The organism is Fontisphaera persica (assembly GCF_024832785.1).
Taxonomy (GTDB): Bacteria; Verrucomicrobiota; Verrucomicrobiia; order Limisphaerales; family Fontisphaeraceae; genus Fontisphaera; species Fontisphaera persica.
Window position 1 is genome coordinate 2,664,829 of record NZ_CP116615.1, and the last position, 15,129, is coordinate 2,679,957.

The following is a 15,129-nucleotide window of genomic DNA, read 5'->3' on the forward strand; positions in this document are numbered from 1 at the left end:
GTGTAGCCTAAACGTGGGCGCCGCTCCAACCCAGTTTGCAGCGCAGGGTATTGAAAAAGTTGTCGCCGTGCAGGCGGACCAGCCGCACACTGCGCCGGCTGCGGGTAATCTCCACCGAGGCCCCGGCCGGCAGGGTCAGCGACGGCTCGCCATCCGCCGCCATCATCACCTGCGGCGTCACGCTGAGGGAGATGACCTTAATCACATCATGGAGGCTCAGGATGACCGAGCGATTGGAAAGGGTGTGGGGGCAAATCGGGGTCAGGGCGAAGGCCTGGGCTGCCGGATGCACAATGGCGCCACCGGCGGCCAGGGAATAGGCGGTGGAGCCGGTGGGCGAGCTGATGACCAGGCCGTCGCACCGGTAGCGGGTAAGCTCCTCGCCGTTGACGTACACTTCAAGCTCCACCAGCCGCGAGCCGCCGGCGCGGCTGATGACAAAATCATTTAACGCCCGGTAGGCGACGGGGCGGCCCTCGTGCAAGGCGGAGGCTTTGATGAGGGGGCGCACATCGAGGTCAAACTCACCGGCCAGCGTGCGCTCCAGGGCCTGCTCCAGTCCTTGTGAGGAAACGGAAGTCAGGAAGCCCAGGCCGCCCAGGTTCACCCCGAGGATGGGAGTGGGCGCGCCGCCCATGTCCCGCGCCGCCCGCAACATGGTGCCGTCGCCGCCGAAGACCAGCAGCAAATCGCACGCATGGGCCAGTTCGGTGGGGGAAGCCAGGCAGTCGCCCTGCAGGCGCGCCACCCGCCGCGTGCCGGCCTCGGTAAGCACGTCGCAGCCGGCCCGCCGCAGCCAGCGCTCGGCCTTGTGCAAGGCCGCCCGGCAATTGGCCTTATCCGGGTTGGCCAGCAGTCCCACGCGTTGGATTTTGTGCGGATTGTTTTTCAAGCCAGACCCAAAACTCTTTATTTCCTGCCGGGCCGAGGATAGGGGATTCCGTCATGCCCCGCCAGCGCAAATTGCCCAGGGTAGGGACGAAGGCCTCCAATTCTCGCAGGACGCGCTCGTGAATGGCGGGGTCGCGGATGACCCCCTCCCCGCGGTCGGCCTCGGTTTTTCCGGCCTCGAACTGCGGTTTGACCAGGGCCAGAATCAGGCCGCCTTCGCGCGCCAGCCGCACGGCGGCGGGCAGGATTTTTTGCAGGGAAATGAAGGAGCAGTCAATGACCACCACCCCGGCGCCGGCAAAGTTCGGCTCCAAATCGGCGGGCTGCAAATAGCGGGCATTGGTGCGCTCCCGCACCACCACGCGGGGGTCCTGGCGCAATTTCCACGCCAGTTGGCCGGTCCCCACGTCCACCGCATAGACGCGCGCCGCGCCGTGTTGCAGCAGGCAATCGGTGAAGCCGCCGGTGCTGGCGCCCAGGTCCACGGCCGTCCGGCCGGTGACGTCCACGCCAAAATGTCGCAGGGCGTGCTCCAGTTTAAGGCCGCCGCGGCTCACGTATTTCTCCGGCGCGGCCACTTCCACGGGGTCAGTTTCCCTCACTGGCTGGCTGGGTTTGGCGGCGACCTGCCCCGCGACTCGGACCTGGCCGGCCAGAATCAAACGCTGGGCCTTTTCGCGGCTGGGCGCCAGCCCGCGGGCCACCAGGGCCACGTCCAATCGCGATTTGCCTTTTTCTGCCATGATATCACGCTGCTCAAGGCCGCGCCGAAGCTCCCTTCCCCCCTCATCGGGTGGGGCGGGCGGGCGGCAAGGGGGCACGGGCGCGTTCGAGGTCGCGCTCCACTTCCGGGGTTAGTTGCGCCCAGGAGAAAGGTTGAGCGGAGTTGGAGAGGATGGGGAGCTGGTTGAATTTTTCGCCCAGCGCGGCCAGGCGTTTCCAATGTTGCAGTGCGCGCTCCAGGGCGGCCACCGCCTGTTGTTGTTGCTCGGCGCTGCCCTTGGCCCGCGCCTGAGCCAGCGCGACACCGCCCTGGAGTTTCTCGGCAAAATACTGCGCGTAGGCCGCCCACGCTTCGATGTCATTCAGTTCACACTCCAGCGTGGGATTGGGCCGGGCGCGCTGGCGAATGACGGCGGCCAGGCGGGCCGATTCGGCCGCGTTGCGCTCCAATTCCTCTGCCAGGGAGAGCGGGCTGTGTTTGCCCGCTTCCACCACACCGCCGGCCTTCACAAAATCGGCGATGTTCACGTAGCGTTTGGTGTCGAGGACGGGATGGGTGATGAAGGAATCCACGTCGAAAAATTTGCGCGGGCCATTCTCCGTCCACGAGGAGAAGCCCTCGGTGTAGAGGTTGCCGTCCCACGTGCCGCGATGGAAGGAGGCAAAATGGAGTGGGACGCGGCTGGCGAGCTTCCAGGCGCGCAACAAATCGGGACCCAGGCCCGGGCCGAAACGCTCCTCGAGCAACCGCTCGAAAACGGAGTCCGGCGTGGCGGGGTCATGCAACAAGCGGCCCCACACTGCATAAAAGAGCCATTGCCGTTCAAAGGCATAGCGCCAGGTTTTATGCGCTCCGGGAGCGGTGATATAATCGAGCGCCGGGATGTAGCATTCGGAGCCGAGGAGAGCGCCGCCGACGTGCGGGGCGCGCTGGCGGCTGAGGAAAGCGCGGACGAAGTCCGGCTCGCCCCAGCGCAAGATGAACATGTCTTCGTTGCGCATGGTCCAGACCACCTTGTGCCGGGTGGGCGGCGGATTCCAGTACGCGTCGGACAAGGGGCCGCCATGCACCATGAACAAATCGGGCGAGGAATGGGCATGGGACCAATTGTGCTTGAACTCCACATAGACCGGCGTGGGGATGTTGGCCGGCAGCCGTTCGATTTGGGCGCGGGTGCGCCGGTCATTTTCCGCGCTGGTGGTGCCGCCGGAGCCGGTGTTGGCCGAGAGCGGGGCGCGATAGATGAATTTGACGGGGCGCTGAACGGAGGCCATGGCCGCAAAAAAGGTGGGTTCCAGCCAGTCGCGGCGTTCGTCGGGGGTCATGCCGCCCATGCGTTCGCCCAAGGTGATGCCCAGCCCCGTTAATTCGGGGTACTCCTCCAGCACCTGGGCCACGACTTCGCGGGTGTAGCGGATGAGAAGGGGATTTTTGTCGCCGTCGCCGTAGTGGCTCCAGGTCTCGCTCCAGCGGGCCACGTGGTGGGCGCGGGCAAATTGGGGGGTGACAAAGATATTCCAGTTAATCAGATACGTTTCGATGCCCCGGGCCTGGGCGAGGGCAAAAAGGCCGCGCCAGAGTTTGCGCATCTCCGCCAGCTCGGCGTCGTTCAAGGGGCAGGCTTCGGGAAAGTTTTTGGGACGCACCATGAAAGGAAAGGGATGCAGGCTCCACAACGTCAGCACGTTGAAGCGGTTTTCCGCCATCATGTCGAGGAAGGCCTCCCAGAAGCGCAAATCCTTGCAGGTATCGCTGTGCTGTTCGAGGGCCGGGCTGGTGCGATAAGCGGCCCAGGGCAGGTTGAACTTGATGGCGCGAAACTCATGGACAGGTTGAACCTGCTGAGACTCGATTTGCGTGAGCGGCCGGCCCTGCCGCACGTGTTCGGCGAGGGTGAGCAGGCCGTACATGGCCCCGCGCTCACCGCCGGTGAGGGTGATTTTTCCGCCGGCGTTGGCGAGGGTGAAGCCATCCTGGGCCGCGCCGGCCAGGCCGCGCTTGAGCGTCACCACCACGTCCGCCGTCCGCGAGGCGCCAGCGGGCTGGCGGGACAAGGTATGTCCCTGCTTGCGCAAGGCGGCCTCCAATTTTTGAGCGCCGTGATGAATCGGCGCGGTCTCGGGGGCCACAAGGACATAGTCCGTGGCCAGGGCGGTGACGGCTAGCCAGCCATGAAGAGCCACCCAAAACCAAAAATGTTGCATCATGCTCATAGCGTTCACCTCAATGCTGTCCTGTCAGGAGAGGTAACAGGATGCGCCGCCGACGGAACAGGAGTTTTTTTCTTAAAGGGATGCATCAGGCGTTTTTATTTGCCGGAAGGAAGGTTGAGCTTTTGCGCGCGCAAAAAGGCGGCGAGTTTGCGGGCGTACTCGGCCTGGGAGCGAGCGCTGGGGTGGTCATCGTGCGGGAGGTTGCGGCTGCCCGGCTCGGAGAGGCTCACGGAGATGTCCACCGTGGCGATGCCCCGTTCGGCGCAGTTCTGAAGGACGCGGGCGGTGTCTTTGCCGCGGGTAATGCCCGCCACCACAAAGAAGATGCCCTCCTCCCGGCATTGGCGGGCAAATTGCTGCAACACGGCCAGGCTGACCGCCTGGCCGCGGCTCCAGCGGGTTTCGAGGGCGCAGTAGCCCTGCTCCAGCCAGTTCACCAAGGCAAAGGTCTGCTGCCCGGGCCAGGGCACATAATCCAACGGGGTGTGCTGGACTTCCACGCATCCGTGTTGGTCGAGCCGCGCCCAGGGTTGGTGAATGGGGCCCAGCCGGTTGTAGGGGGCCACGGCCTTGCGGCGGGCGCGGGTGAGCACATTGCGTTCGTCATGGAAATAGGCGTAATCCACCACCACCACGCGGGGCTTGGGCAACTGCCGACGAAACTCCTGATACTGCAACCAGGCATGGAGGGTGCCGTAACCATTCACCCCGAAATTAAACACCTCGTACTCCGGCAGCAGGGTTTGCAACTGCCACGGCATGGTTTCCTCATCATTCAAGGACCAGCCATGCACAAAGGAGCATCCCATCACCCACAAGCCGGGACGCGCCGCGCGCAGGCTGGACGAAGGATGGGTGAGGCGCAAGGTGTTGGTGTCATGGGTCATGCGGAAGGTGTAGCCATCGGGCAAGGTGACGGTGAAGGCTCCAGGCAGGTGGGTATAACCCAGTTGGGGATGGGGCTGAAAGAGACGCCCGCCCGGCTCCACGCGCACGTGGAGCGTGGCCGGCACGAAGGGGCGATGGCCCAGGGCGCGCGCCAGTCCTTCGAGCAACCCCAGGAGGAGGAGCAAGGTGAGCGGCAGGAAGATGAGCAAGGCCAGGCGGCGCCGACGGAGGCGGCGGGCAGGCGGGGGTGAGGTTGCAGCGCGCGATGCCGGCATGCCTCAAATCAAGGCTGGCGATGGAAACGCGCGGTCTCCTGTTGCAATCGTTCCGGCGTCCAGCGCCCTGGATGGAGAATCACGCGATAGCGCAAGGTGAAGGACTCGCCCTGCTTGAGGGTGTGCGGTTCAAAACAGAGGACGGCCGCGTTCACAAAACGCATGGGGCCGTCGTTGATGACGTACCACGGGGAAGGCGAATGGAGGTTTTGCGGATGATCAAGGAAAGCAAAGCCACATACCTTGTCCCCCACCTTGCCGGAGTAATCCACGGCGAGGGCCTGGCCGCGGAAGCGTCCGGTGGCGAGGGAGACGGCGCCGGTGGAGGTGCAGACTTGCACGTCTTCAAACTCACGCACCAGCCGCACGGAAAGGCCGGCATAGCCGCCGGGGCCGCGGCCATCGGGACCGGGCGGGGGCGGGGTGCGGTCCAGCAGCACTTCCGGCGCGAGGGCGGTGAAGGTGCAGGTCCAATCTTGTTGCTGGGTGCCGTCGGCCGCCGGTGGAGCGATGGCGATGGTGCGTTGTTCACGCAGCACCGGCGCGCCCTGGGCCGGGCGATAAGTCAGCTCCATTTGCAGGCGCGCGGAAAAATCCGGGCGTGTTTCGATTTGGGGCGCGGACCATTCGGTGCGGCCGGCGGGGAGGCCGGTTTTGGCGTCTTCCTCCCAATAATTGACTTTGTTCAGGTATTTCCAGGAGAACCATAGCGCGCAATGCCAGCGATGGTCCGCGGGCCGGTGCCAGGTCAAGGCCGGGCCGCCGGGCAGGGCCAGCGGATGAAAGCAGGGTTTGGTTTCCTGCTCGCGATAAAGGAACTGCCAGAGGGTCTGGCCATCGTGCTCCAAGGCCAGTTGGCCGGGAGCAGTTTTCCACGCATGGGCCGCCTTGAGGGAAGCCGCCGCCGCGGCCAGCCCCAAGGCGAACAGGACAAGGGTTCGTGCGCGCATAGACAGAGATTATCCCTGTCGCGCAGTTGATGCAATGATGTCCATCGCGGCTTTCAGGGTGATTCTGTTTGACAAGGCCCGAGGCCAGGTATTGTATTTAGTTTGGACGGAGAAGTTATGCTTTATGGCCATTCCACTTAAAAATCTGATGGCTGAGGGCAAAGGGTTGTCATTGGTGGGGAGTGATGAGCAACGATGTTGCTACTGTAATGTGTTGCTGCAAGAAACCATTACGGGCAAACGGAAAACCCCTGAAGGTGAAGCTTGCAGCGATTGTTATTACGAAAAACTTGGCGCCGGGGTGGAACAACATCCATTGATTTGTGGCCGGGTTGGCCGCGGATGATTCTGGCCAGGGGCGCAGCGAGGGTTCTTCGCTGTGATTGGCAAAGGTGATCCTTTCAAGGTAGAAGGGGCTTATTTTTCATGGTGACCTATTATCTGGGCCGTGAGGAGGTTCTGGCTTATTTACGAGATTTGGTCGAGCGTCTCTCCCAATTTGACTCACCGCCAACCCTGTGGTGCCCGCTCACCCGCTCTGGCAATGCGTTATTAGACGCATTGATGGAAACCTGCCGTGAACAACAGCCGGCTTTCCTGGACAACGTCCTGGTGCTGCCGGTGGAAACCTGTGAGGCGAGCCCACAGGTGCGTTTCCTGCACGGAGAGCCGGATGCGGATATTGCAGGCAGGGATGTTTTGCTGTTTGATGGCGCCATTCATACAGGACAAACCATGATTCGATGTGTGGAGCAGCTCTTGAATCATGGCGCCCGGTCGGTTTGCTCTTATGCGCTGGTGCTCAAGCGCAGCAGCCGATTCGTCCCCACCCTCTGGGGCGTGTCCATTGCTGATACGGACCGCGCCTTTTTCCTGCTCGATGTCATCCCCAATAACCGCCTGGATGCGGGAAAGCGACCAATCTCGAAAAAGAAACCAGTCCTGAGCATTCATCTGCGAGCCTTGTCAGAAAACCATCTGTCGCATCCGCTGGTCTGTTCAGGGGTGGATTCCCTTGACCGGGTAACCTGGAGCGACCGCTTCTTTGACATGCAGGCGGCTCAAGGAGACCGCTGCACTTACGTGTTGGAGGAGGGCAGGACGATATTGGGTTACGTCACTCTAAGCCAGGCTGGTGAAACGTCCCTCTCGATTGATGAATTAGCCGTGGACCGGCAGCATCAAGGCAAAAATCTTGGGGCCATCATGATGCGTTTCGCCGACACCATGGCGCGTCAGCTCAACTGCCTGACCATACAACTGCACGCCATTGCGCAGAAGCGCCCATTTTATGAGGGGTTTGGCTACCGTCTGAAAGCCGACCAGCCCATCAAACTGGCCACGGAAGAATACTGGTTGATGCAAAAGCCTTTACTGGAGCCAACAAGATTTGGGCATGGTTGACATGACCGGTTCATGGCGGGGGAGAACTCGACCGTTTGACAGGCGCGGGGGAGACGCCTAAGCTGCGGGGGCACATGAAGGCACATGACGCTTCGGCCCGGGAACGATTATTGCGCGCCGCGCTCAAGCAATTTGCGGAGCGGGGTTATGCCGGGGCCTCCGTGCAGGAAATCGTGGACGAGGCCAAGGTCACCAAGCCCACGTTGTATTATTACTTTGGCAACAAAGCCGGATTGTACCACGCGCTGATTGACCTGGCCTATGATGAGCGGCTGCGGCTGCTGCAGGAATCGGCGCGGCAGGGGGAATCCCTGGAGGCCCAGCTCACCGCCCTCATTCATGCCCAGTTTGAGTTTGCGCGGCGCAACCGGGATTTGATGCGCATTGGTTTTGCCACCATGTTCGCCGCGCCGCGGGAGGTGCCCAATCCGGCGCATTGCCTGGCGCGGGCCCAGCGCAATTTCAATTACGTGGTGCAGTTGTTGCGGGAGGCGCAGCAGCGCGGAGAAATCCCGGCGGCCCATGACATCATGGAAATCAGCCTCGCCATTTATGGCATGATGGGGTTTCACGTGCTGGCGCACCTGGCCAATCCGGACCACGCCCTCACTCGTGAACGCGCCGAGTTCATCAGCCGGCTGTTCTTGAGCGGGCTGCCGGGCGCGGCCAAATCAGCCCCCCGCCCCGCCCCCGCCCAGGCAAAAACCCAGCGCCAGCGAGGGGGCCGGTCCGCCCGAGCGGCCCAAAAAGCCCGTTAGCCGCGCCTGCGGGAAGAGCGGCGGCGCGGAGACGGGGGCGCGTGGTCGTGTTCGTGCTCCTCGTCGTCCTTGTTTTTGCAGATGCCGCGCTGGCGGAGCTCTTCGCAGGAGGCGGTGAGCTGGAGGCGGCGGGCCTGGGGCTTGAAACCCATCTTGAAGCTGATTTCATCCTCGCGCTGGAGGAGCTGCTCGTCCTCAAACTCGAAGATTTTATTGCAGTCCACGCAGATGATGTGGTTGTGCTCGGGATGTTCGGCGTAATTGGGGTCGTAGTACTTCTGCCCGCGCCCGAAATCCATTTCGCGCACGAGGCCGCTGGCGGTGAGGAGGGGCAGCGTGCGGTACACGGTGGCGCGGGAGACGGTGGGGTCCACGGCACGCGCCCAGGCCAGGAGCTGGTCGGCGGTGAAATGCTCGGTGGTGTTGAACACGCAATCAATAATGGCGCGCCGCGGGCTGGTCAGCCGCAATTTTTGGCGCGCGAGAAACTCCAGGAAGCGTTCTTTGGCCGCTTGCCGCCGGGCGCTCAACATACCTTTTCAATGTACCTTAAACCGCGCAGGCTTCAACCCTGAAGCATGGGCGTGGCGCTGCTCCAGCGGCGCCGCCGCGCGCAACGCTCCTCAGGGCGGCGTCTGCAACAGAGCGCCGAATTCTGGCAGCAAACCGTACTTTTTGGTCCAGGGAGTGTACATGAAGCCGCGCACGTTGCGGAGTTTTTTGGCCAGTTCCAGCCAGCCACGGGTGGATTGGAGGTTGTCGGCGTCGTAGTAACAGGCAATCAACGTCGAGAAGCCCTGGCTGGCAAAAAACTCGAGGCTCTTGGGCCGGGGGTCGCCGCCCCAGACGGCGATGACCAAATCCTTGGGCACATGATTCCAGGAGCCGGTGAAGTCCCCCTCCACCAGGTAATAATCACCGTGGGCATTGTGGTGCGGGTCCAGCATGTCGGACCACACATAGACCTGGGCGCCGGGGTTGTGTTTGCGCAGGGTCTGGGTCTGGCGGGTGATACATTCGCCCAGCAGCTTCGCCATGTCCTTGCCGCGGCAGGCCGCGCAGGTGCCGCCCATGCGGACTTCGTCCATGTTCAACATGATTTTGCGGGGACGCACTTTCTCCGCAAGCAGGCGGGCTTCGTGGTCCAGGATGTCGTCGAGGGCCGGCTCGGCCATGCAGACGGTGACCTGCGACTCGTGGATGACCATGGGATGGTACCAGCTCACGCGCAGGCGTTGTCCCTCCTTGATGCGTGAGCCGGGCAGCAGCTTCAGTGGGGGCGAGGTCCGGTCAATCTGGTAAAAATTGAATTGGGGGTCGGTTAAAGGCGCGTAGTCCCTGCCCTCCTCATAGGTGACCTGCAAATCATCGCTGCGGACGGTGACGGGCGTGCCCGGGCGCCGGAGGACATTCAGGGGGCCAATTTCCTCCACTGACCAGTCATCGGTCCAGAAGCGTCCGTCACGGCCACCCCACACGCCGACGTAGAGGCGCACCAGGGTGTTGGTGAGGCTGTTGAAGACCAGGGAGAGCCGCCGCCAATCCGTGGTGGCGGGCAGATTGAACTCCCGGGGGGACAGGCTGCGATTGCCGGCCAGTACCTGCACGCGCAGGGCGCTGGCGGGTTGGAGGTTTTCGGTTTTGACCCAGACGCTAACGCGGTAACAGCGCCGCGGCTGGACGCGGATTTCCTGCATGACGCGGCCGTGGCCGTGGGGATTGGAGCGGAAGTTTTCCATGCGGAGCGAGGCCTGGCCGCCGTGTCGGACGGCAGAGTCCACGAAACTCACCTCGCCGGGCTGGTCATGGAAATTGAATCCGCGCACGCGCTGGCCGGTAAATTCCTCAAACCCCGGATTGTTGAGCGTGACCGGCGCGGGCTCGTGCCGCGCCTCGCCGCCCTTGACTTGAAACGCGGCGTTCTCCACCCACAGGCCCTCGGCCAAATGCCGGTCATGGGACAAGAAGCCGCCGCCGTAGCCCACGGAAAACACCGCGGGGATGAATTCCAGGTGGTTTTTGGCGCAGGCGGCTTTGACGGCTTCCAGGCGGCGGAAGTAATCGTCATTGCGCTTGCAAAGGGTGTCCAGGCCGAAGGAAAACATTGCGCCGTTGAAACCGCTGCGCCCGGCGGTCTCCAACACCCGCGTGACTTCCTCCACGTCGGCATCCCGGCCCAGTCCCCAGCCGAACACCCAAACAAAACGGTCCGTATAAGTGGCACTGTGAACAGGCAGAAGTGCCGCCACAAGAAATGACAGCGCGCAAAGTCGAGGCTTCATAGAGAGCAGACTAAGCCAGGCGCAGGCGCGTGTCAGGCAAAATTGTCCCGGCTTTGCCGGACTGGGGGCGGGGGCACGGGCGATTTCAGATCAGGATATCCTTGATGACCTTGGACGGCTCGACGCCCGTGAGGCGCTGGTCCAAGCCCTGAAAGCGGTAGGTGAGGCGTTCGTGGTCAATCCCCATGCAGTGGAGGATGGTGGCATTCAAATCCCGGATGTGCACAGGTTTGTCCACGATGTTGTAACTGAAGTCATCTGTTTCGCCATAGGTGATGCCCGGCTTGACGCCGCCGCCCGCCAGCCAGACACAGAAATTGCGCGGATGATGGTCGCGGCCGTAGTTGTCTCGCGAGAGCGGCCCCTGGCAATAAACGGTGCGGCCAAACTCGCCGCCCCAGACCACGAGGGTATCCTCCAACATGCCGCGCTGTTTCAAATCCTGAATCAGTCCGGCGCAGGCGTGGTCCACATCACGACATTGCAGGGGCAGGTCGCGAGGCAAATCGCCGTGATGGTCCCACTCGCGGTGGAAAATCTGAATGACCCGCACGCCGCGCTCGGCCAGCCGCCGGGCCAGCAAGGCGCTGTGGGCGAAGGTGCCCGGCTCGGTGACCTCCGGGCCGTAGAGTTTCAGGACGGAGGGCGGCTCGTTGGAAATGTCGGTTAATTCCGGGACGGACGCCTGCATGCGGAAGGCCATTTCGTACTGGGCAATGCGGGTTTGGATTTCCGGGTCACCGTAACGCAAAAACTGCTGTTCGTTCATCCGGTTCAAAGCCTGGAGCATATCCCGCCGGGCTTCTACGTCCACGCCGGGCGGATTTTTCAGAAACAGGACGGGGTCGCCCTTGGCGCGCAGGGCCACGCCCTGGTATTTGGAGGGGAGGAAACCGCTGCCCCACAACCGCTGGTAAAGCGCCTGCGCATCGCGCTTGGCGGACCAGCGGGGCGTCATGACAACAAAGGCGGGGAGGTTGTCGCACTCGCTGCCCAGGCCATAGGCCAGCCAGGAGCCGAGGCTGGGCCGGCCGGGAATCTGGCTGCCGGTCTGGATGTAGGTCACCGCCGGGTCATGGTTGATGGCCTCGGTGTGGACGGTTTTGATGATGGCCAGTTCATCGGCCACGGTGGCGGTGTGTTGCAACAATTCACTAAACCATGCCCCGCTTTTGCCGTACTGCTTGAACTTGTAGATGGAGGGCGCGATGGGGAAACGCGACTGGCCGGAGGTCATGGTGGTAAGCCGCTGGTTGCCGCGCACGGAGGGGGGGATGTCCTTGTCAAACAGCTCGGCAAGTTTGGGTTTGTAATCGAGCAAATCAATCTGCGAGGGCGCGCCGTTCATGAAGAGGTAAATAATGCGTTTGGCCTTGGGGGCAAAGTGCGGCAAACCCGGCAAGGGGGGGTGGGGATGCGCGGCGGTTTTGGGTCCGGCGCTGACGGCGGCCTTGAGGACTTCAGGAAAGAGGAGGCCAGCCAGGGCGATGCGTCCCACCGCCAGGCCGGCGTTTTTGAAGAAATGGCGGCGGTTTTGCAGGGTGATGAATTCGTCCAGCGGATGCATGAGGATTAAGGGTGCAGGTTGCAGCGCATCAGTTTTTGGTTACGGCTTCGTCCAGGTTCAACAAGAGATTGGCCACCAGCGTGTAGGCGGCCAGCTCGGTCACGTCGAGGGACTCGTCCACCGGCCATTCCCCCACCTTGACCAGTTGCCGCGCGGCCTCGGCATTGGCGCGGTAGCGGGCCAGGTGAGCCTCCAGGGATTGGCGGAGGATGTTCAATTCGGTGGCATTGGGCGAGCGCCCGGTCACGAGGCGGAAGCCGTAGGCAAGGCGTTGCGGGGGCTGGCTGCCGGCCTCGCGGAGCATGCGCGTGGCGAGCTGGCGGGCACATTCGACATACGGAATGTCATTCATCAGGAGGAGGGCCTGCAGGGGGGTGTTGGAGCGCTCGCGACGCGTACAGGAGGATTCGCGCGAGGGCGCGTCGAAGGTGGTGAAAATGGGCGGCGGCGCGGTGCGTTTCCAGAAAACATAAAGGCTGCGGCGGTACAGGGCTTCGCCGTGGTCCTGGGTGTATTTGGCGGTGTTGCTGGTGGTGTAACCCACCGCCTCCCAGATGCCCGGCGGCTGATAAGGACGCACGCCGCGCCCGCCCATTTTGGGATTCAGGAGGCCGCTGACAAACAGGGCGCTGTCGCGGATGACCTCGCCGTCCAGCCGAAAGCGCGGGCCGCGGGCCAAGAGGCGGTTTTCCGGGTCGAGTTCGAGCAATTTCGGGGTGACTCGGGAGTCCTGCCGGTAGGTGGCAGACAGTAGGAGCATTTTTTGGAAGCGCTGGATGTCCCAGCCCATGGCGATGAATTCCGTGGCCAGCCAGTCGAGCAATTCGGGATGGGACGGCCAATCGCTTTGCATGCCAAAATCGTTGGCGGTTTTGACGATGCCCACCCCGAAAAATTGCTGCCATAAGCGGTTGACGATGACGCGGGCGGTCAAGGGGTGTTGCGGCGAGACCAGCCAGCGCGCCAAATCCAGCCGGTTGGTGGTGGCCGAAGGCGGCAAGGGCGGCAGGAAGGCCGGCACGCCCGGGGTGACCTCCTCGCCTGGCTGGTCATACTGGCCGCGCTTCAACACCTGGGCCTTGCGCCGCTGGGCGCCTTCGCGCTCGCGCATGACGAGGGTGGAGGGGATGGATTCATCCAGTTTTTGCCTGGCTTCCTTGAGCGGGTTTAATTCTTTGAAAAGCGGCTCGAAAACGGCGCGGGAGGGTTGATGAACCTGCGCCAGGTAATGCTCGCGCAGTTGCTGAAGCTGCTCTGGTTTGAGTTTTTCGAGCGGCTGCTTCACCCACTCCGCCAGAGGGGCGGGCAGTTTTGTCTTGTCGCCCAGGGCGCGCATTTCCTTGAGCCAGGCCAGGAAGGAATGGGCGGGGTCATTGGCGGGGTCTGGCGTGCTTTGGAGGCCGGCCTCGTCCCAATAGACCGTGCCGTCGAATTGGGTGAAGGCAAAACCGGTGACTTTGTCGCCTGCCTTCAAACCCACCTGGGCGGCCTCCACCTCCAAGCGCATCCATTGTCCCGCGGGGGGGAGCGGACCCATTTCCGTACGCGCCTTTGAATTGCCAGCCCCATAGGAGATGGCCTGGGGGTCACCCCAGTTGGCGCGGTGTTCCCAGCCGTTGGAGTGAAATTGCAGCATGATGGCCTTGGGCGGGCTGGCGGGGTCCAAATAAACATGGGCAAAAAATCGGGCGGCCGGCCCCACGGTCAGGGCGTTGGTGGTGTTGAAAAAGTCCTGGGCCAGTCCGCTGGCGGTGCGTTTAAGGGCGCGTTTGCCGCGGTGCACGGGGCCGTCCTTGCTTTCAATCCATTGCGTGGGGGGCGTGCCGCCGTTGAACTGGGGTTTGGCACCGGTGGGGAAATCGTCGTCCACCCACACGGTGATGACCGGCGCGGCCTTGGGGGCGTTGGTCAGGGTGGCGGGGTCGGTGTAATTCATGCCGGCGGCGGTCTGGCGGATGCGCTGTTCGAGCGCGGCAATGCGGGCATTGTAATCGGCCAACTGCTTTTCCTGCTCGGGCGTGGGGAGCTTCAGCGAAGGCGGAGGCAACAGGGCATTGCCGTCCATGGCTGCGTCGGCGGCATTGTTGAAGAAGGCGTAGAGGCGGTAAAACTCCTTTTGAGAGATGGGGTCGTATTTGTGGTCATGGCACACGGCGCAGCCCAGGGTCAGGCCCATCCACACCGTGGCGGTGGTTTCCGTGCGGTCCACGGCGTAACGCACATAGAATTCCTCGTCAATGGCGCCGCCCTCGCTGGTGGTGACGTTGCAGCGATTGTAGCCTGAGGCCACCCGTTGGTCCCGGGTGGGATTGGGCAGGAGGTCACCGGCAATTTGTTCGATGGTGAACAGGTCAAAGGGTTTGTTTTCATTGAAGGCTTTGACCACCCAGTCGCGGTAGGGCCAGTGGCTGCGTTCGTTGTCCAGATGCAGGCCGTGGGTGTCACCATAGCGCACGGCGTCGAGCCAGTAGCGGGCCTGATGCTCGCCATAAGCCGGCTGCGCCATGAAACGGTCAAGCATGCGTTCGTAGGCGTCGGGGCGCTTGTCCTTCACAAACGCCTCCACTTCCTCCGGGGTGGGCGGCAGGCCGGTCAGGTCCAGTTTGACGCGGCGGACCAGGGTTTCGCGGGGGGCTTCGGGCGACGGTTTGAGTTTGCGCGCCTCCAAGCCGGCCAGAATGAAGCGGTCCACCGGTGTGCGCACCCAGGAGCGTTGCTTGACTTCGGGCAGCGGGGGGCGCGTGGGCGTCACAAAAGCCCAGTGGGGCTGGTACGGCGCTCCGGCTCCAATCCAGGCGCGCAGGATTTCCTTTTGTTCCGGCGTGAGCTTTTTGTGGGAGGAGGGCGGCGGCATCAGGTCATCGGGGTCGGTGGTGGTGATGCGCTGCCAGAGCAGACTTTTTTCGGGATGTCCCGGCACCACGGCCGGGGCGCCGTCGCGGGGAGCCGTGGCGCCTTCGCGGGTGTCCAGCCGGAGGTCCGCCTTGCGGTCTTTTTCGTCCGGGCCATGGCAGTGAAAGCAGTTATCGGAGAGAATGGGCCGCACATCGCGGTTGTAATGGATGGTGACGGTGGTGTTATGGCGTGCTGGCGTCGCGCCCCCGAGAGGGCAAGCCAAGACACACACCACCGCCGCGCCCCCCGCAATGAAAATGGACGCCCGCCGCATGGTTTTCG

General features: G+C 63.0%; 12 protein-coding genes. 3 read left to right on the top strand and 9 right to left on the bottom strand.

From position 1 onward, the window contains the following. Positions 1-7: 7 nt before the first annotated feature. From NXS98_RS09940 to NXS98_RS09960, 5 genes are all read right to left on the bottom strand, one after another. Positions 8-892 carry an NAD(+)/NADH kinase gene (locus tag NXS98_RS09940; protein ID WP_283844810.1) on the bottom strand — a complete coding sequence of 295 codons (885 nt, stop codon included), beginning with the start codon at positions 890-892 and terminating at the stop codon, positions 8-10. Beyond that, positions 837-1,634 carry a TlyA family RNA methyltransferase gene (locus NXS98_RS09945; RefSeq protein ID WP_283844811.1) on the bottom strand — a complete coding sequence of 266 codons (798 nt, stop codon included), beginning with the start codon at positions 1,632-1,634 and terminating at the stop codon, positions 837-839. The genes NXS98_RS09940 and NXS98_RS09945 overlap by 56 nt, the downstream gene beginning before the upstream one ends. 43 nt (positions 1,635-1,677) lie before the next feature. Further along, entirely contained in the window at positions 1,678-3,822 is a 2,145-nt protein-coding gene (locus NXS98_RS09950) for a beta-N-acetylhexosaminidase family protein (protein ID WP_283844812.1), read from the bottom strand. A gap of 101 nt (positions 3,823-3,923) precedes the next feature. Continuing rightward, entirely contained in the window at positions 3,924-4,991 is a 1,068-nt protein-coding gene (locus tag NXS98_RS09955) for an SGNH/GDSL hydrolase family protein (protein ID WP_283844813.1), read from the bottom strand. An 8-nt stretch (positions 4,992-4,999) separates the two neighbouring features. Continuing rightward, positions 5,000-5,941 (bottom strand): DUF6807 domain-containing protein, encoded by a 942-nt coding sequence (locus NXS98_RS09960; protein WP_283844814.1) that lies wholly within the window; start codon positions 5,939-5,941, stop codon positions 5,000-5,002. Positions 5,942-6,065: 124 nt separating this feature from the next. Between NXS98_RS09960 and NXS98_RS09965 the strand changes: the two genes are divergently transcribed. The 3 genes from NXS98_RS09965 to NXS98_RS09975 all read left to right on the top strand — a co-directional run bounded on the left by NXS98_RS09965 (position 6,066) and on the right by NXS98_RS09975 (position 8,103). Continuing rightward, on the top strand, positions 6,066-6,287 hold the full coding sequence (locus NXS98_RS09965; RefSeq protein ID WP_283844815.1) for a hypothetical protein: 222 nt from the start codon (positions 6,066-6,068) through the stop codon (positions 6,285-6,287). Between the two features lie 80 nt (positions 6,288-6,367). Further along, the gene (locus tag NXS98_RS09970; RefSeq protein ID WP_283844816.1) at positions 6,368-7,345 is read left to right on the top strand and encodes a GNAT family N-acetyltransferase; all 978 of its coding nucleotides are present in this window, start codon (positions 6,368-6,370) and stop codon (positions 7,343-7,345) included. 74 nt (positions 7,346-7,419) lie between these two features. Next, entirely contained in the window at positions 7,420-8,103 is a 684-nt protein-coding gene (locus NXS98_RS09975) for a TetR/AcrR family transcriptional regulator (RefSeq protein WP_283844817.1), read from the top strand. Here NXS98_RS09975 and NXS98_RS09980 read toward each other — a convergent pair. From NXS98_RS09980 to NXS98_RS09995, 4 genes are all read right to left on the bottom strand, one after another. Beyond that, the gene (locus NXS98_RS09980) at positions 8,100-8,636 is read right to left on the bottom strand and encodes a Fur family transcriptional regulator (protein ID WP_283844818.1); all 537 of its coding nucleotides are present in this window, start codon (positions 8,634-8,636) and stop codon (positions 8,100-8,102) included. The genes NXS98_RS09975 and NXS98_RS09980 overlap by 4 nt on opposite strands. A 90-nt stretch (positions 8,637-8,726) precedes the next feature. Continuing rightward, positions 8,727-10,352 (bottom strand): carbohydrate binding domain-containing protein, encoded by a 1,626-nt coding sequence (locus tag NXS98_RS09985; RefSeq protein WP_283844819.1) that lies wholly within the window; start codon positions 10,350-10,352, stop codon positions 8,727-8,729. A gap of 118 nt (positions 10,353-10,470) precedes the next feature. After that, positions 10,471-11,952 (bottom strand): DUF1501 domain-containing protein, encoded by a 1,482-nt coding sequence (locus NXS98_RS09990; protein ID WP_283844820.1) that lies wholly within the window; start codon positions 11,950-11,952, stop codon positions 10,471-10,473. Positions 11,953-11,980: 28 nt separating this feature from the next. Next, entirely contained in the window at positions 11,981-15,121 is a 3,141-nt protein-coding gene (locus tag NXS98_RS09995) for a PSD1 and planctomycete cytochrome C domain-containing protein (RefSeq protein WP_283844821.1), read from the bottom strand. Positions 15,122-15,129: the final 8 nt, after the last annotated feature.